Genomic DNA, 18,634 nt, shown 5'->3' on the forward strand with positions numbered 1-18,634 from the left:
GGTTGGGCGTATTGGTTAAGGAACCCATTCAAACTTGGTACTGACTTTTTTTAGTGGGATTGAAATTATTCTTTAAAAGGAAATACATTCCCCTAATAAATCACCTCCGCCCATTTTTTCCCGGCTATCAGTTCGGCTTTTCGGTTGTCCCATTTTTCCTTGGAGCCCATGATGTTGATAAATGCCTTGTTGAGGTTCTCCTTTACTTTTTCATATCCTGCGATGTAGATGTAGGTGTTGGAATAGTTCAGCAGCTCCAGGATTTCCTCCGCCCTATCCTCAATGGCAGCATCCAATGAAATCGGATCCTCCCAATGTGGCCGGGGACTCAGAGCATGGAAAGCCTCGAAAGTAGCTTCATCGTAATAATTGGTCAGGTCTCCGTCTTTGTCATTGAGGTACAGCAGTTCCAACCCGCTTTTTGCCCCATAAAACAACCTGATCTTTCCCTTCCAGTCTCCTACTTCGCTATAGATGTGCTTGACAAAAGCACGGAAAGGTGCGATGCCTGTTCCCATTCCTATCAAGATCAGGTTGGAATTTTTATCGACAGGAACTTTAAATGGCAGTTCAAAAGGTCCCGTGATGGTAATTTCATCTCCGATTTGGCGGTCGCAGAGGTAATTTGAACTCACGCCATGGTACAGTTCCCCACTGAAATCATCCACATAGGAACAGCGTTTGACCAACATGGTTATATTGGCATTGCCGTTTTTTGTCTCGGGAAGGTCCGCCACGCTGTACAAACGATGGTGAAATGCGTTGCCAAAGTCACTTTCATGCCGCACCAGGACACCAAAACTTTGGTCCACCTTAACCTTGAATTCCGGACTACCGACTTCAAGTACAATCTCACGTATTTCTTCAGTGTTGGCAGGGGTAAGGCGCTCTGATTTTTTCACCTTGGCCTTGTATTGTTGCTTTGTATTGAGGTCTGACAGATGGGACATTGTTATGCTATTTAGATGTTTAGATTTTTATTTTAAGTTATTCTGGTGGGAAGACAGAAGACGGAAGAGACTGTGTAAAAACAAAATCTCCCGCTGATCTCGCAGAATTACGCAGAGGATTTTAATGATTTATTGATATTTTATTTCATCATAACTGAAATAATTTATTGAAACAAATTATTGTACGTTGAAAGTTTTTATAATTAGTCTTTTCACACAGCCTCGGAAGACCGAAGACCGGAGGTGCCTGAATGCATTTCTTTTTTCTATTTCCTTTCTGGCAGTGATAAATTGACTTCCTGTTCGTTTCATTTGCCCACTATTGTTTACTTTTTTTGAAAACTGCCAACTGTCGACCATCAACTATCGACTTTGAACTCCTTCTTACACACTTTCACACAACCACAGTTTCCGCAGCTTCTTCTTTCGGCCAGAACATCCTCATCGGAGATGTTTTCCGAAAATGTATCCCTCCACCGGGACTGTACCCAAACCCAAGCGAGCATCATGACGACTATCGCCCCGATTCCAATTGCATATGTCAGTAGTGTTTCCATGTCAATGTATTATTAATCTTACTTTGTCAACTTAATTCTTGAAGGTAGAAACCTGACAGGTTTTTACATTTCATTGATTTTCTTAATGCTTTCTGTTCTTTAAACCTGTCAGTTTTTTTTTATTAACCTAATCCAGAAAATCCCATAAATGTCAACGACAGTATCCCAGCTACCAGCAATGTAATGGCGGTTCCTTTCACCACATTGGGTACCTCCGCAAATTCCAACTGCTCCCTGATGCCAGCCATCAAGAGAAGGGCAAGCGTAAAACCTGCACCAGCTCCAAGGGCATACACCAGACTTTGGGAAAGATCATATCCCTTGTTGGTTTGGAACAACGCCAAACCCAATATGGCACAGTTGGTGGTAATCAGTGGAAGGAAAATCCCCAAGGCCCTGAACAAGGCCGGACTCATTTTCTTGATAAACATCTCAACCAATTGTACCGTGGAAGCAATCACTACGATATAGCTGATCAATTGGAGAAAAGGGGCATTGATGGCGACCAACAAGGCATGAATGCCATAAGCGCATACTGAACTTATAAGCATTACAAAGGTGACGGCCCCTCCCATTTTGCTGGCAGTTTCCATTTTTCCGGAAACACCCATAAAAGGACAAATACCCAGGAAATAGGCCAAAACGAAGTTGTTGACCAAACTGGCATTGATAAATATGCTCCAATAGGATTCCGTGTTCATGCTTGTTTAATTTTATAGATGTTGAACAGTACAAGCCAAAGTGCCAAAGTGAAAAACCCTCCGGCGGGCAATATCATGATGATCCATTCCTGGAATGAATCTGGAAATAGGGATATGTCAAAGAAGGTCCCGTTACCGAGAATTTCACGGACTGCACCCAAGCAAAACAGCGCAAAGACAAACCCTACCCCCATACCCAAGGCATCCATGATGGACTTCCCGATGGTGTTTTTTGAGGCAAAAGCTTCCGCCCTGCTCAAGATTAGACAGTTGACAACAATCAGGGAAATAAAGGCACCCAGGTTTTTGTGCAAATCTACACTGATGGCCTGAATAGCATAATCTACAATGGTCACGAAAGTGGCGATGATCAAAATGTAGGAAGCAATCCGTACCTGTTTAGGAATGAAATTTCGCAAAGAAGCTACCAGTATATTCGACATCAGCAGAACAAAGGCGGTGGCCAATCCCATGGCAAGTGCATTTTGCGCTGTGTTGGAAACTGCCAAAACTGGACACATGCCCAAGACCTGCACAAACACAGGATTATCACGCCAAAGCCCTTTGATAAATTCATCGGTGGAGCTCGGCACAGCTTTGATTTGCGGATTTTTTGTTATCCCTGCGCTCATCTCTAGTCTGAATTGACATTAAAACTATCCCTTTGATGGTAAATCAAGGGAACCATGATGGCGGTACTTTCACCCAATATATTACCGACAGTACGGGAAGAAATGGTGGCACCGGTGATGCCTTCCACTTCCCAAGGTTGGCTCTTACCACCCTCCTTGACCGGAATTACCTTATTTTCAATTTGGGTTAAATCTGGAGTGAGTTTGACAGATAGTGCTTTGAAATTGGACTGGAAGTTTGCATCCTTTCCAATCCTATCACCCAACCCCGGAGTCTCTTTACTTTCCAGCACATAAAAGCCCACTACTGTCTGTGAAAATGGGTCATAGCCATACAATATGCGGATGACATCGGCATAACCCTGCCCACTTGCTTCAATGGCGACTCCTTTGAAAGTATCGCTATGATCAAAACCTGCATAGACCACCGTCTTGCTTCGGTCCAATCCATCCGATGGAATAAAAGTCCCCTCTGACGTCATTTCATAAATTCTCGTCTTTGTGATTCCGGGCAAAACGTTGAAAACTGCCTTTTCCAACGCTTCATCTTTGAGGGTTCCAATTCTTTCTTTGGTACCCTCATAAGTCAAAACAATCAATAAGGCACAGAAAACACCTATACCTACCATGGCAATCAGCATTTTTTTGCTGCTTCCTGTTGTCCCTTTTTTTATATTTTCATATTGGTTCATAACATTGCTTTTTTAGTCCCATATACTTTTGGCCTGATGATACTATCAATCTGAGGAGTAAGGGCATTTCCCAACAAAATGGCATACATCACGCCTTCCGGAAGACCTCCCCATATTCGGATGACTACCACAAGAACTCCAATAAATATCCCATAAATGACTATTCCCAAAGGTGTGATGGGCGAACCCACCATATCGGTTGCCATAAATACAGCCCCAAGCATCAGTCCTCCTGAGAAGAGCATAAACATTGGTGAAGGGTAAATTTGGTTATCAAATAGATACAGGATTCCGCTTAAAACGAAAACCGATGTTAGAATAGTGACCGGAATACGCCAGTTCATCATTTTCTTATAAATCAAATACACACCCCCCAATGCTATCAGCCAAGAACAGGTTTCACCAGTAGAGCCACTGATCAATCCCAAGGCAAGGTCTGTGCTGTCCGTGGCGACATGGTCAAATTTGAATGCTGAAAGGGGCGTTGCACCGGAGATTCCGTCTACTATAGGTTTTGCAAAAGGAAATGCCAAGACAGCGTTGGAAATACTGACAAAGCGATCTTCCAAAAAGGAAGGATGCCAGGTAGTGATGGCCACAGGAAATGCGGCCTGTAAGATGGCCCTACCCACCAAGGCGGGATTAAAGGCATTATAGCCCAAGCCTCCAAAGACAAATTTGCCCAAAGCTATGGCCATGACACCTCCAAGGAAAGTCATCCAAAGCGGGAAAATCGGCGGCAAAGTTAATCCCAAAAGAAGGCCGGTAATGATAGCCGACCAATCCGAAATAGTACTTTCCTGATTTGACCACCTGCACAACAAGTGTTCGGTAAAAACACACGCAATGACTGAAGTATTAACGACCAAAAATGCATTAATCCCAAATGCATATACTGAAAACAAAGCAACTGGTATCAAGGCATAGACCACATTTTTCATAATCATGTCTGTGGACACACCTTTGTTGATGTGAGGTGAGGTGCTGATATGAAGGGTCTTGCTAAGCATTTGATTTCTGCTGTTTAGCTGATTTTTTTTTTCTAACTAATGCTTTGGAAAGGCGAAAATACTGCACCAAAGGAATGTTTGAGGGACAGACGTAGGAACAGGAGCCACATTCGAAGCAATCCATCAAATTATACTCATCTGCCATGGTATCATAGGCCTCGAATTTCGCCAGAATTCCAAGCTTGGAAGGATTCAGGAAAATAGGACAAGCATCTACGCAGGCACTGCATTTGATGCAAGGGTAGATTTTACCCACTTTCCTCACCTCATTATCTCCAAAGACAACGATACCTGAAGTTCCTTTTACAATCGAAATATCCAGACTTGATGCGGATACGCCCATCATTGGACCTCCCATATATACTTCGCTGATGTTATCAACAGCGCCAACTTGTTCCAACACATAGCGCAATGGCGTTCCGATGGGGATCAGGTAATTTCCTTTTTTCTTGACACCGGGTCCGGTGATGGTAATCACTCGTTCCTGTATGCCTTGGCCATGGGGCAATAGTCTACCAATTTCCGCCGTGGTGGCAACATTCACCACCACGGCATTGACTTCTATGGGCAATCCTCCCGAAGGGACTTCTTTGCCCAACAAAGCCGTGATCAGCATTTTCTCTGCCCCTTGTGGATATTTCACCGGAACTACCTGTACTTTAACCGGTAAATCCGTAGGGACCTTGGATGTAAGATGATCTGCTGCATCTTGTTTATTGGCTTCTATGCCTATGATAACCTCCTTGGCGTCGGTGACTCTCAATAAATACCTGATTCCTGTGAAAATATCATCCGCTTGCTCCAACATGACCCGATGATCTGTGGTCAGGTAGGGTTCACATTCAATTCCATTGATGATAAGGTGGTCGCAGGTTTTTCCCTCCGGAATTTTGAGTTTGACATGGGTAGGAAAAGCAGCGCCTCCCAAGCCGACAATCCCGGCATCCTGAATACCTTTCAGGATTTCCTCGGGACTTGCGTCAAGGGATATTGGTTTGCCTACCACTACTTCCTGACCTGAATAAGGAAATGGTTCCAGGTAAATGCCCGGTGAAGTTTGACCGGAAATAAGTAGAACATCCGCAATTTTCCTGATGTTGCCCGACACCGGGGAATGCATGGGAACAGACATATACCCATTGGCTTTTGCCAGCAATTGTCCCCTTGATACCTCCTGCCCTTCCTTGACAATTATTTGGGAAGGATTGCCGATATGCTGCTGCATTGGCAGAATAATCAAAGGGGCAAATGGAAACTGCCTGATGGGCAGTCCATTTGTCTCCTCCTTGTTTTCGGGCGGATGGACACCGTGTTTAAAACTATTTTTCAGTGAGGTCAGCACGGTATTAATTGAATTTTTCGCCTCTTTTGATCCATTTATCGATATCAGCTGCACTTTTATCAGCCGGCAATCCGGGATGAATAACACCGGCTGTACATTTTTCGGCTGCTTTTACCAAATCCTGATACGGTCCCGCATTGGGGTCTTTGATAAAAGCTTTTTTATCGTTGTTATATTGGAAAATATTGGGATTCAACTTGATGCATTCATCGCATGAGGTACAGAACTCTGTTTCTAACCATGGTGACATATATTGGCCATTGGATCCGGCATCGGATGGTTTGGCCGCTTCAGGTTTTTCCCCTTCAACGGCCAAATCCATAATTCCCGCACCATCATCACCTGCCATTTTCATCAGACCCTTTGCTATTCTTCCTATTACTTCTGCCCTCACTTTACTTTCCAGATCCTCAACAGGCATTGTTTTTTCAGGTTTTACTCCGGCAATGGCTTTGAGCATGATCCAGAAATCTCGTCGCTCTTCACAGGATTCCACCATCGTCTTGGATACTAAAACCCTTGTAAGATGCTGCTTTCTGTCAACCGCCCAGATGAATGGGAATTTGCCATCTCTTTCGCTTTTTTCCATTTCCAAAAACTCTTCCAACACCACCATGTTTTCGTTCCATGTATCACGGGGAGCATTTCGGAAATGCTTTCTAAAGCGTGCTTCTGTCAGGGCAAAATCCGCAAATGTCATGGCAACCTCCATGGTTTTTTCACGGTTGTTTTCAATGTATTTGAGTTGGTAGGTCGGCCAGTTTTGATGCATGGCCGGATTACCTTCCAAGTCAAAGGCTTCCTCAGGAGTGACTCCTTTGTCAGGGTTGTACCGGAATAGCGGATAAGCCCTGGATTCAACCGCCAATTTTGCCTGATGCGCACCCATATCATCTGCTACACCATGTTCGGGTTGGCACGTGGTATACAGGTTGAACAAAGCAGGACGTTTGGTCATCAGACCATCTATGAAGCCTTCAATCATCTGACTTGTATTGGCCAAGGTGCCTTGAAGTACATAGGTATTTCTATGCGCCATTGCTATCAATCCAATTTCTTTTCTGGGTTCAGGTTTTCCTTTCCATACTTTGCCAAACTGGGCCATATCAGAAACCTGTCCGATAAACCCAGAGGTACATGCCTGTCCTCCGGTATTGGAATATACTTGGGTATCTACCACCACTACTTTGATAGGCTTGCCTGAAGCCATCATTCTTGACAGGTTTTGAAAACCAATATCGTACATGGCACCGTCCCCGCCCAAGGCAACTACAGGTGGGCACAATTTCCATTCTTCATCGGTAAACTGTCCCCAGTTGAAATAGGTAAAGAACTCTTTCTGCTCACGGGCATTATAATTGCCATTTATCTCCAATTCAGCTTTTCGGATAAGTTTGAAGCCATCGGCCATTTTGGACATGTGGCCTTCAAATATCCCCATTGCCATGGAGGTGCTGTCCTGAAAGAGGTGGTTTGCCCAAGGGAATGGATAGGGGTTATAGGGATAAGTACTGCCCCAAACAGAAGTACAGCCTGTTGCATTCGACATCCCCATCGTTGAGCGCCCTTTTCCGGTGGTTCCTTTGGTATATTTCCAATGCAGGTGTTTTAGTCCGGTAAGCAGTTGCGTGGTCTCACTCAGCCATTCCTGATCAATGGGAGATGAACCTTTTTCAGTTTCCATTCTACTGGCTATTTCTGCCATGGTCAGATCCCCACCGTGCATTTCTGCCATAATTCTGGACATCATGTTGGTGTCCAGAATATTCACAGTATTCATGAGCTTCAACTGAATATGTTTTTCCAGTTTTTCGATCAATTCTTCAAGGTAAACCACATGTTTTTCTACCCTTGGCATCATTAAAGATTCTACGGTAGCCATAAACAGGTGAACCACGGATTTTTCGGAACAACCCAAGCAGGCCCCATCTCCACTGGCAAAACTTTGATAGGCATTTTTATCTAACAAGATGGTTTCCAACGGACCGATCTTTTCTTCCAAATCATCAACACGGTTGAATTTTTTAGGGGTATTGGGAAGGTCACTCCACACACTCCATTCCTTGCGAAGTCGGCCAACAGACTCATCCGTCTGCTTCACGATTCTCAACGCATCATCATTACAGACTTGAACACATTCCATACAGCCTTTACAGGTATTTGGATTTACCGTGATGCTGAACAAACCTCCGCTGTTGGGTTCCTTTTTCTCATGCAGATCATAATAGGGCCTGGTTAAGGCAAAATGGAAATCACCAAGCTCATCCCTGAACCATTCCAACTCGGTTGAAAGCGGGGAGTCTTTTGTTTCTTGGGCGATCACCTCGTCAATGGCTTCATTAATGAGGTTATTGACCGTGGCTCCATTATGGGGTTCATTGAAAAGTGTGCGCACTTTAGGCTCTAATTGTTTGACGGTTTTGGGCAAAAACTCCAGTTTATCGTGATTCTTTTTCACCCGCTTTAAGATTGTATCCAAGACATCGGACAACTCAGAGACCAACCCAGGGATGGCGGTATCTGGGCAAACGGTGTAACAGTCGCCGCAGGCAGTACAATTGTTTGGCACCCATTCCGGATGCTCAAACCGAATTCCTGTCATGTCTCTGAATAAGGAAGATGCGGCAGGCATCACGCTCAATCCAATAAATGGATCGGTGAGATTGTCATTGCCCTGACCTGTCAGGTAGAAATTACCGGTCTGCTCCCAGAACCGGTGGATATCACTCAGCTTGGATTCACTCTGAGGGGTCGTTTTGAGAATGCTTGGGATAGTGGCTATCAATTGCCCATTCGTTTTTTCTGTTTGGGCACCAACAACCTTGTTTTTGATTTCATACACTTCATCAAAACCACGCTTTACGACACGCAGGTTGTCATCGACCACCCGTTGGCCTTTGCCACCAAACTTATGTTGTAATTGGTCTTCGATGGCTTTCAATAATGCCACATCGGTGAGTCCTGCTTTCTCCATCAATGGGGAAGCAGCGAAGAAAGCACCCTGAAAGGCAATCCCCTGCATCCTCAACTGCAGTTCAGGATCTGTAGCTTCCTCTCTGGCAATTTTAAACCCATCCACATAAAAAATTCTGATTTCATTGTCGATGATCAGTTTTTGGTAATGTTTCGGTATATCCATCCAAACTTCATCGGCAGTATTCCGCTCACTTTGAATGATAAAGGTTCCCCCCTTTTTTAAACCTGCCAGGGCATTGGTATGCTTAAATACATTAGGGTCGGGAGAAAGAACCACATCCACGAAGTAGTATTCACAGTTGATCTTGATCGGTTCGGGAGCGGCGGCAAGGTAGTACGTAGTAGGTTGGCCTTTCTTTTCAGAGCCATATTTGGGGTTTGCTTTGATGTCATATCCCAATAATTCAAAAAGCGTGATGGCCAAGTTTTTACCTGTTGTAATGGCACCCCAGCCACCTACAGAGTGGAATCTTACCGTTATGGCACCTTTGGGCATCAGGTTGGGGTTTTCGGAGCCGTGCACAGCCAGATCTTTTACCAAGGGGTAGGATTCGAGAATGGTTTCCTGATGGGCTCTTTGTTTTGGCGTGAAGGCATTCTCCCTGATAAAATCTATGGACAAATAGAATCTTGTTTTGTGCTTACCATTTGGAAGCATATTCTCTATTGCCCCAATAATCCCCTCTGGCTGAAGGTCACGGCTTCCCATTCCAAATGACCCTGTATATAAGGGGGGCATATCACCGGAAGTGTATGTAGCCAATTCAGGATAGGGTCTGTCTTTTTTGAAGTTACCGTTTTCAATACACTTGGAAATTACTGCCCGTGTTTCCCGCATGATAGGAGAATCTTCCGCCAATGGCTGGTCTAACCTTTCAAGAATTGTTACTCCCTTTCGACCTTTTAGGATATGGCCTAAAAGATCTGCGGGAAATGGTCGGAACATCACCAAATCCACCACCCCTACCCTAAGACTTCGGGTTTTTCTCAAATAATCCACTACAGCCTGCGCACTGGGAACAACGCTGCCCTGTCCAAGAATCAGGTAATCTGCATCTTCGACTTTGTAGGTCATTACCCTTTCATATTTCCTTCCGGTCAATTTGTAGTAATCTTCAAAAGATTGATCTGTCAATTCTTTGATATGGTCGAAGAAAAAGGGACGCTGGGCAGCCACACTCTGCATATAGGAGTCTTGGTTTTGGACAATTCCTGCCATCATGGGATTATCCACATCCCAAATCTCAGGTATTCTTCTCCTCATTTCACCATAAATCATTCTTTGTGAAGGCGTTGGGGTATTGATGATGTCATCAGGACGGCCAAGAAATTCTTTGATCAAATCCCGCTCGGGCAGCATTAAGGATTCAATCAGGTGAGTCGTCAAAAATCCATCTTGGGCAACAATACCGGGATTTAAGGCCAATTCAGCTATGTGGTGGGAAATGATATTGAGGTCAGCGACGGTCTGAGCGTTTTTGGCAAAAAACTGAAAAAATCCAGTGTCATCAATGGCATGGTAATCATCGTGGCCCGCATGTACGTTGAGTGTGGATTTGGTCATGGCCCGGGCACCGATGTTGAGAATATATGTCAGTCTTTTGCCCACAGCCGCATATAATGATTCATGCATATAGGCAATTCCCTGCCCTGAGGAAAAGTTTGCTGCACGTAACCCTGTCATGGAAAGTCCGGCAGTTACTGCCGCCGCTGCATGTTCACCTTCAGGTTCAATAAAAATCAAGGGCCTATCCGAGATGTTTAGATGGCCGATGGCGGCTGCTTCCGCCCAGTATTCCCCCATTTGGGTGGATGGGGTAATGGGAAAGGCACCTGCTGCATCTGAGGATTCGCGCTCGCACATGGCGACAGCAGTGTTGCCATCTAAGGCAACTCTTGTACCTGGATATTTAAATTGATTGTTTTTATTTTCCATAACGTTGTCTCGCAGTTGGACTTATAAAACGGATTAAAACTTTAGGAATTTCATCCCACGTTGCGCAGACGGTACCTAGTGCAGAATGAAAGGATTGTTTTGAAGTAGAAAACAACAGACCTGAACTACATTATTTTTCGGCAACAAAACCCCTAGTTTTTTCCGCTAGAAATATGAATGTCTGCGCAGTATGCAGGTTCATCATCAGTTTTTCAGGGTCCTCGGCACTGATTACCTGATCAAAGTTTAAGTCATTGAATTTTTTATCAATTTTTCGACATTGACCCAATAAATCCTTGATATGGTTTGAATGAAGGATATGTACACCATGATGAATCAGGTATCCTGTCATGTATTTTTCTATAGCCTTGTAGGCATGTTTACAGACATTGTAATGAACCACGTCCTCTTCGGGACGACAAAGTTCCTCTTTGGCCTGGTGGAGCATCTCATCGGCTTCAGAAAGAGTGGATTGAAATTTGGTGGAATGCATGATGGAGAATTTTAGATTTTCGTTATGATTCAAAATATGTAGTTTCAATATTCAAGATATTTCTATTTTTCCCAAAAAATCATGATCTAGGTCACTGTATCGCATGATATGAATCAATCCAATTTTTCAGTGAAATTAGTTTTTATACAATCTTAAGATGCCGATAGGATATTAAATAGAACTGACGACACGCACTTCACGAATTTACGGAATAACTACGCTGTATAAATGCTTTTGGTGAATTTTTTTGGGCAGATTAAAGGGGTTTTATGTACGATAATTACCAACTTTTTTTCAAGAATGGGACATGAACGCTCAACATCGGGAAAACGGAAGAATCCAGATAAAAACAAATTCTGCCCCTATGGCATAGTTGTTGAAATTAGTGTAAGAAATAATATAGGTTTGGCTGAAATAAAAAAGTGAACTGATGTAGGAAATTACCATGTCCTAGGGCTAGGTTTTTTTTAGTTCTTTTTCGCGGATATTTATGTCGACAATTTTAGTTTATATGGAGCAAATATGAGCATTGGGGAGGTCGAAGAGATAGCGCTTACAGGGTATATTAAGATTAATTCCAAAGCTATGGGGGAAGGGAGAATGGCGATATATGTCAATATATTAAAATAAATATCAGACTTCGAACTCATTCTGCATTTTAAAGATATCGATTTAGTCAAATTCAAAATTTTCATGGAGGTCTATGGATACCTTGAGCTAAATTGAAAATGCTATTATTTTAGGGTCGTTTTGGAATGAAAATAATTAAGTAAACCAAATTATAGAAAAAAACAAAAACCAATTATGAATACAGGAGAATTATTAAATGCACTATTTGACAAACTTGAAGGCTGGGCAATAGCATTTGTAAGGATGCTTCCAAACCTTGGCTTGGCCATAATAATTATCATTTTAGGCTATTTTGCGGCAAAGTTTCTCAGCACTTTCGCAAAGAAACAGATGATCCGTTTTCATGTCGACAAGACCATTTCAGGGTTTCTGGGGAGGATTTTATTTTTCGTCGTTTTAGTTGTCGGAATAATGATAGCACTGTCAATTTTGAATCTTTCCGGGACGGTGGCCTCTATACTGGCTGGTCTTGGTATAATCGGTCTGGCATTGGGGTTTGCATTTCAAGATACTGCAGCCAACTTTATGTCGGGGATATATATCACATTTAATCATCCTTTCGCTATAGGAGACGTGATAGAAACCAATAATGGTATCATGGGAAATGTGATAGACATTAGCCTTCGAGTAACGAAGGTTAAAACCTTTGACGGGCCAGTGGTATACGTCCCCAACCGCTTTCTATTTGAAGATGACTTTACCAATTTCACAGAAGGAGGCCAACGAAGACTGCGGGTAGAATGTGGTGTAAGCTATGGTGATGATTTGGAAAAAGTGGAAAAAATTGTGATGGAGACATTGGAAAACACTCCAGGCAGAATAAACGGTGAAGACATAACCATTCACTGGGTTGAATTTGGGGACAGCTCTATTAATTTCACGGCAAATATTTGGCTGGATTACACCAAAGAGAACAAGGCTTTTGTAGGAGCTAAGAATTTTGCAATCAAAGCGCTCAAAAAAGCATTTGACGAGAACGGAATTATGATTCCATTTCCAATCCGTACGTTGGATTTCGGTATAAAAGGAGGTGTCACCTTCAAGGAAGAAATTAAAGAATCCGGATTGTCAGCTGCTAAATCTATCTCTTCCACCGCCAATGAAAATAATTAAGGATTAGTGTCGGTTCTATCAATTAAACCACAACCTAAATTAGACTAGGACTTAGTCCCGGTAATATATTCTGTGGTTTTTTTACTTATATTTATTACTTAATGGGCAAATAAATCCCAAAAGTGTGGAATTATCACCAAATATATTACATGTGGCTAATGACTGGGCGTTTTTTTCATCTGGCTAAAAACTTGGAATTGACGTTATGTAAGCGGTTTTGAGATTGCAAATAGAATAAATTCTAAATTGGTAAGTGAATTGTGTTGTCAGGAGAGTAATCAATTTAAAAAAACCAACAGATTAACAGATTATGAAGACAACTAATTTAATGATTTTAAGCGGAGCATTGTTGATGATGATATCATGCGACAATAGCCAACGTGATAACGAAAGAAAAGAAGCTAAAGATGACCTTAAAAGCTTCGTAGATTCCGTTGATAGAGTAGCTGACGACAGAACGGGCCATAATTGGACTGCGCTTGACAACAGGTACAATACCCTTGAGCAACGGGCGGAGACTGCCTATATGAATGCGGAGGATAAAGATCTCGAAGATCTGAGAGAAATCAAAGCCAAATATGAAGAGGCCAAAATTGAGGGCAAGAAGAAAGAGGTTGAAATGACCCAAACTTCAGAGATGCATATCCAACGGGTAGAAACATGGAGAGAAGGAAGAACGGCTGCAGGTACTGCAGATGTAAACACCGCTAACAGAAATACTTCCGACGACATGGATGACACTGTCAAAGAAAGTATAGACTGGTTAGAAGATAATTTCGAGAAATTGGGGAATGACATGAGAACGAGGTACGAAAGAATCCGTGCTGATGTCCGAGGAGACGATAACAATTGAACAACTCCAGGTGGAAGCACTCCTGGTAGAACAAATAATCCAAACTAATTAATTGGTATTTTAAAAGTGCCAAGCCTGCTCAAATCTATCTGAGCAGGCTTTTTTGTTTTTTGTAATTATTTACGGGAAAAACTTATCGTACTGTTAAAAATATTTCCAATTTTTGAAAGTTGAACCCAATCCGGATTCGACTATAAAAAACTGAATAAAGTTCGAGCATTGTTTCCGGTTGATATATGACGAATTTTAATTCTTCAGGGCTATTACAATAATTAAATTTTTGAATCCAATACTGATGAAAATTTTTGTTAAGATCACATTTGGAATTTTAGGAATTCTTCTTTTGTCTTGTTCTGACCAGGATGAAAACCAGCAATTTCGTAAAGATATTAGCGTATTAATAGTAGGAAATTCCATCTTACAACATGCACCTGCACCGAATATTGGCTGGTATGGGGATTGGGGAATGGCAGCATCTGCCCCTGAAAAGGATTTTTACCGTATATATTCAAAATTGTTAACTGACTCCGGCAAATATACCTCAGTAGAGGTCGATGCAAAAAATATCGGTCACTGGGAAGTAGATTTCACGTATGATTTAAATCAATACGTTGACATTTCCAGTAAATCATATGATGTGTTTATTGTCCGTCTCGGAGAAAACGTTGGAAATACTGATGAATACTATAGCGCTTTGACTGACATGATAAACCATTTTAAGCATTCTGAAACCAAAGTTATCATCACGGGCATGGTTTGGGAACATCTAGTAAAGGAATCTATTCAACAACAAGTTGCTGACGACAACGATTACCTATTTGTTCCAACGACGGATTTCCACCATAATCTAAGTTATTTCTCATTTGATCTATTTGAAAACAGGGAGGTTGCCGGGCACCCATCAGATTTAGGGATGCAAAACATAGCTGAATTGCTATACAACGCTACCATTGAGGCTTTGTAAGGACAAAAGTACGCTCCCTTACTTTTTTGATTTTTGCTGTTCGGTGAAACACATTAAAACAATTTTACTCTTCTCATTATTTCTAACGGCAACAAATGTTTAGTCGCAAAATCCTTTCACCTCCCTTTAAAATAACTATTTAAATAAAAAAATCAACTGGAAGAATAGATCCATATTACCTTTTCAACTTTTGATGAAAAAATGAGAGAAGGCTTGAAAGCACATTGGACCTTTTCCTACTGACTTTAATTAATCTTCTGGGAAAATTATTAAATTTGGTCCTCTTAGATCCGTAATCGGCATATTAGACCGGAAATCTTTTGAGAATTCTTTAATTGGAAAATTGGAAGAATAGCCTTTTGAAAGGTCAATGATGGGCATATTCGAACCATCGGAAAAACTGACGTCGGGAATATGGGGTATTTCGACAATCTCAGGTTTGAAAGATAAAATTAGTTCATATTGTACAATGGCTCCTGAACTATTCTCAACTTCTGGAACATTGCCTATTTTTTCGAAACCAAACAAAGGGTTATCCAGAAAGGCTGGTATTGTCCCAACGACACTTGGCATCCCGTGCAACTTAAATGAATTTTGGCCAAAACAAGCCAATGAATTACATATTAATCCAAAACTAATTAGTATTAATTTATTCATAGCCAAATACTTTTATTTAAAACAGAATCTTTTTTTTAACGTAGATTCTCAAAAATAGGTTTAAACTGAAATACACTCATCATCTGCGAAAGCCTTTTTGGGCTATAAGCTGAGACTGTTTAACATCATAGAAATATCATCCAAAAAGTTATATGCAGAAAACGCTAAATTATTTACCGCTATCTATTAAATTAAGGCATTCTAAACCATCAAGCCCAGAATAGCCAAGTTCATAGTAAAGTCAACACCTATCATATGAAAAATGAACACCAGTGGCACCATTTAGAAATTGAAAAGGTAGCGGATTTACTAAAGGTCCATATCCATAGGGGACTTGATTCGGAGGAAGCACATAAACGAATCGAAACCTACGGAAAAAACAGCATCACCCCCAAAGAAAAACAATCCGCCTTTATACGCTTTTTGCTGCAGTTCCATCAACCTTTGATTTATATTCTGCTTGCCGCAACGGTGGTGACCATTTTCTTGGAGGAGTATATCGATTCAGCTGTTATTTTTGCTGTCGTTTTGGTCAATGCCATTATTGGGTTTATACAAGAATCCAAGGCATTAAGGGCAATCAATGCCCTGTCCAAACAAATGACTGCAAAAGCTACCGTCCTCCGCCAAGGAAAAAAGCATGAAATAGATGCCGCAGAACTTGTGCCGGGAGACATTGTAATTTTAAAGTCAGGCGATAAGATCCCTGCTGACATTCGGTTGTTTGAAGTCAGGGACTTGAAAGTTGATGAGTCCGCGTTGACGGGTGAATCAGTAGCCGTGGAGAAACAAACCGATCCAGTACCTGAGGAAAATTTAATAGGCGACAGGTTTTCCGTGGGATTTTCATCAACAAACATCACCTATGGCCAAGGCAAAGGAATAGTCGTGGCAACAGGGGATGATACGCAGGTAGGAGAAATCCAGCAGTCGATTGCCAGTGCCGAGGATTTAGAGACACCACTGACCAAAAAAATAGCGTCTTTCAGCCGCCTCCTACTTTGGGTGATTTTAGGCCTCGCAGGAATAGTTATAGTTATAGGATTTTTACGTGGGGAATCTTTTGGTGATATTTTCATGGTCTCCGTAGCCCTTGCAGTCGGGTCGATTCCTGAAGGATTACCTGTTGCCGTTACGATTATGCTAGCCTTGGGAGTTTCCAAAATGGCAAAAAGAAAGGCTATCATCCGAAAGTTGGTTGCTGTGGAGACCTTAGGCAGCACCAATGTCATCTGTTCCGATAAAACCGGTACGTTGACGGAAAATCAAATGACAGTGCAACAGCTTTTCGATGGGGAAAGGTTTTTTACTGTAACAGGTCTAGGATATAACCCAGAAGGCAAAATTAAACTCGAAGATTCTACAATTCATCCGGAGTCCTTCTTGGCACTCTCGCTTTGTCTCAAAGCGGGTGCACTATGTAACGATAGCCTCCTCAAAAAGAAGGAAGGATTTTGGGTAATTGAAGGTGATCCCACAGAAGGGGCTTTATTAGTATCAGCGCAAAAAGGAAATTATAGTCTAGAAAAACTTGAGGAAAAATACCCTCGAATTAGTACCATCCCCTTTGAATCCGAATACCAGTACATGGCCACCTTACACGGTGGGGAGGAGCACATCCTGTTTATAAAAGGTGCAGCGGAGGCTCTGCTGGAAAGGTGCTCGCAGCGTTACAACTCCACCGACGATCTGATAGCATTGGATAAAGACGCCATCTTATCCTGCGTTGAGAAAATGGCGGAAAAAGGTCTACGTGTTTTGGCATTTGCCATAAAAAAGCCATGCAAAGAATTGAAGGAACTTAGCCACACGGATACAGCTTCTGATCTGATATTTTTGGGGTTACAGGGAATGATTGATCCGCCGAGAAAGGAAGTTATTGAAGCTGTGGCTCTATGCCAAAAGGCGGGCATAGACGTGAAAATGATAACCGGAGATCATGCGTTGACTGCCGCAACGATTGCCGCAGAAATCGGGCTAGAAGGAAAGAAAACAGGCACCAAACTGGTTGCGATCACCGGGAAAGAACTTCAGCAACTTGACGACGATTCTTTTTCCAAAACGGCCAATTCGGTAGCTGTGTTTGCAAGAGTTTCTCCTGATCAAAAACTAAGGCTGGTAAAAGCACTACAGGGTAAAGGGAAAATTGTGGCTATGACAGGAGACGGAGTAAACGACGGTCCAGCACTCAAACAGGCTAATATTGGGGTTGCCATGGGCATTACCGGAACAGACGTAGCCAAAGATGCTTCTGACATGGTGCTGACAGACGACAATTTTTCTTCCATTGAAGGCGCTGTCGAAGAGGGGCGTGGCGTTTTCGATAACCTTACAAAATTTATCGCATGGACACTTCCAACCAATCTAGGTGAGGGATTGGTGATTTTGGCGGCAGTCCTTATTGGCGTCCAATTACCTATTTTACCCGTGCAATTACTTTGGATCAATATGACTACAGCCATATTCTTAGGCTTGATGTTGGCATTTGAGCCTAAAGAACCGGGAATTATGGACAGACCTCCACGGCCTGCGGATCTCCCCATTCTGACAAGGGATTTAATCATGCGCACCATATTGGTCGGCATTCTGATGATGGGCGCTGCTTTTGGGCTTTATTTGTACGAAGTCAAATCCCTGGGGCATTCATTTTCCTACGGCCAAACAGTAGCTACCACCGTCTTTGTCATGTTGGAATCTGCCTATTTGCTGAATTGCCGCTCCCTGGTCCGGCCCCTCAAGGATATTGGTTTCTTTTCGAATGTGTGGATTTATGTGGGGATTGCTGGGATGCTGTTTTTCCAACTGCTGTTTGTATATTCACCTTGGATGAATACCTTGTTTAGTTCCACTCCCCTGGAACTTAATTCCTGGCTACGGATTTTAGGAGCTGCCGTTACTCTATTCGTGATCATCTCAATTGAAAAAGGAATCAGATACAGTATGGAGAAAAAATCCAATAAAAATCCTGAGAATGTTTTATAAAAAATTAACCAATTCTGATAACCTGGTAATTGATGTAATTACCAGCTGAGCAGTATCCCGAGGTGGAAGCTTTTGTTGACCAATTTCTATTAGGAAAAAGTACTGTAAATACGAGTATAACAATACATCCGTACGACCACAACGAT

The 18,634-nt window shown here is 42.3% G+C and carries 13 protein-coding genes; 4 read left to right on the forward strand and 9 right to left on the reverse strand.

Features of this window, described 5'->3' with window-relative positions:
- Window positions 1-92 precede the first annotated feature (92 nt).
- From FQ608_RS08485 to FQ608_RS08520, 8 genes are all read right to left on the reverse strand, one after another.
- A complete protein-coding gene (locus FQ608_RS08485) occupies window positions 93-950 on the reverse strand; it encodes a ferredoxin reductase domain-containing protein (protein ID WP_158857441.1) in 858 nt (285 codons plus the stop codon).
- Window positions 951-1,629: 679 nt separating this feature from the next.
- Window positions 1,630-2,208: an electron transport complex protein RnfA gene (locus FQ608_RS08490; protein WP_158857443.1), complete on the reverse strand. Its 579-nt coding sequence runs from the start codon at window positions 2,206-2,208 to the stop codon at window positions 1,630-1,632.
- Entirely contained in the window at window positions 2,205-2,840 is a 636-nt protein-coding gene (rsxE, locus tag FQ608_RS08495; protein WP_158857445.1) for an electron transport complex subunit RsxE, read from the reverse strand. Before rsxE ends, FQ608_RS08490 begins: the two co-directional genes overlap by 4 nt.
- A gap of 2 nt (window positions 2,841-2,842) precedes the next feature.
- The gene (locus FQ608_RS08500) at window positions 2,843-3,532 is read right to left on the reverse strand and encodes an FMN-binding protein (protein WP_158857447.1); all 690 of its coding nucleotides are present in this window, start codon (window positions 3,530-3,532) and stop codon (window positions 2,843-2,845) included.
- On the reverse strand, window positions 3,529-4,542 hold the full coding sequence (locus FQ608_RS08505; RefSeq protein ID WP_158857449.1) for an RnfABCDGE type electron transport complex subunit D: 1,014 nt from the start codon (window positions 4,540-4,542) through the stop codon (window positions 3,529-3,531). Before FQ608_RS08505 ends, FQ608_RS08500 begins: the two co-directional genes overlap by 4 nt.
- Window positions 4,535-5,884 carry an electron transport complex subunit RsxC gene (gene rsxC / locus FQ608_RS08510; protein ID WP_158857451.1) on the reverse strand — a complete coding sequence of 450 codons (1,350 nt, stop codon included), beginning with the start codon at window positions 5,882-5,884 and terminating at the stop codon, window positions 4,535-4,537. The genes FQ608_RS08505 and rsxC overlap by 8 nt, the downstream gene beginning before the upstream one ends.
- A gap of 4 nt (window positions 5,885-5,888) precedes the next feature.
- The gene (locus tag FQ608_RS08515; protein WP_158857453.1) at window positions 5,889-10,796 is read right to left on the reverse strand and encodes a 2-oxoacid:acceptor oxidoreductase family protein; all 4,908 of its coding nucleotides are present in this window, start codon (window positions 10,794-10,796) and stop codon (window positions 5,889-5,891) included.
- Window positions 10,797-10,926: 130 nt separating this feature from the next.
- Complete coding sequence (locus tag FQ608_RS08520; protein WP_158857455.1) at window positions 10,927-11,289, reverse strand: HEPN domain-containing protein; 363 nt, start codon at window positions 11,287-11,289, stop codon at window positions 10,927-10,929.
- Between the two features lie 804 nt (window positions 11,290-12,093).
- Between FQ608_RS08520 and FQ608_RS08525 the strand changes: the two genes are divergently transcribed.
- The 3 genes from FQ608_RS08525 to FQ608_RS08535 all read left to right on the forward strand — a co-directional run bounded on the left by FQ608_RS08525 (window position 12,094) and on the right by FQ608_RS08535 (window position 14,849).
- On the forward strand, window positions 12,094-13,032 hold the full coding sequence (locus FQ608_RS08525) for a mechanosensitive ion channel family protein (RefSeq protein ID WP_158857457.1): 939 nt from the start codon (window positions 12,094-12,096) through the stop codon (window positions 13,030-13,032).
- A gap of 310 nt (window positions 13,033-13,342) precedes the next feature.
- Window positions 13,343-13,885, forward strand: a complete 543-nt coding sequence (locus tag FQ608_RS08530) for a hypothetical protein (RefSeq protein WP_158857459.1) — start codon at window positions 13,343-13,345, stop codon at window positions 13,883-13,885.
- A 295-nt stretch (window positions 13,886-14,180) separates the two neighbouring features.
- Complete coding sequence (locus tag FQ608_RS08535; RefSeq protein WP_158857461.1) at window positions 14,181-14,849, forward strand: SGNH/GDSL hydrolase family protein; 669 nt, start codon at window positions 14,181-14,183, stop codon at window positions 14,847-14,849.
- A 249-nt stretch (window positions 14,850-15,098) separates the two neighbouring features.
- On the opposite strand, the gene FQ608_RS08540 is transcribed toward FQ608_RS08535, so the two are convergent.
- Window positions 15,099-15,506 carry a hypothetical protein gene (locus FQ608_RS08540; protein WP_158857463.1) on the reverse strand — a complete coding sequence of 136 codons (408 nt, stop codon included), beginning with the start codon at window positions 15,504-15,506 and terminating at the stop codon, window positions 15,099-15,101.
- Window positions 15,507-15,761: 255 nt separating this feature from the next.
- On the opposite strand from FQ608_RS08540, the gene FQ608_RS08545 reads away from it, so the two are divergent.
- Window positions 15,762-18,488, forward strand: a complete 2,727-nt coding sequence (locus FQ608_RS08545; RefSeq protein ID WP_158857464.1) for a cation-translocating P-type ATPase — start codon at window positions 15,762-15,764, stop codon at window positions 18,486-18,488.
- The last annotated feature ends 146 nt before the right edge of the window (window positions 18,489-18,634 follow it).

The organism is Lunatibacter salilacus (assembly GCF_009797935.1).
Classification (GTDB): domain Bacteria; phylum Bacteroidota; class Bacteroidia; order Cytophagales; family Cyclobacteriaceae; genus Lunatibacter; species Lunatibacter salilacus.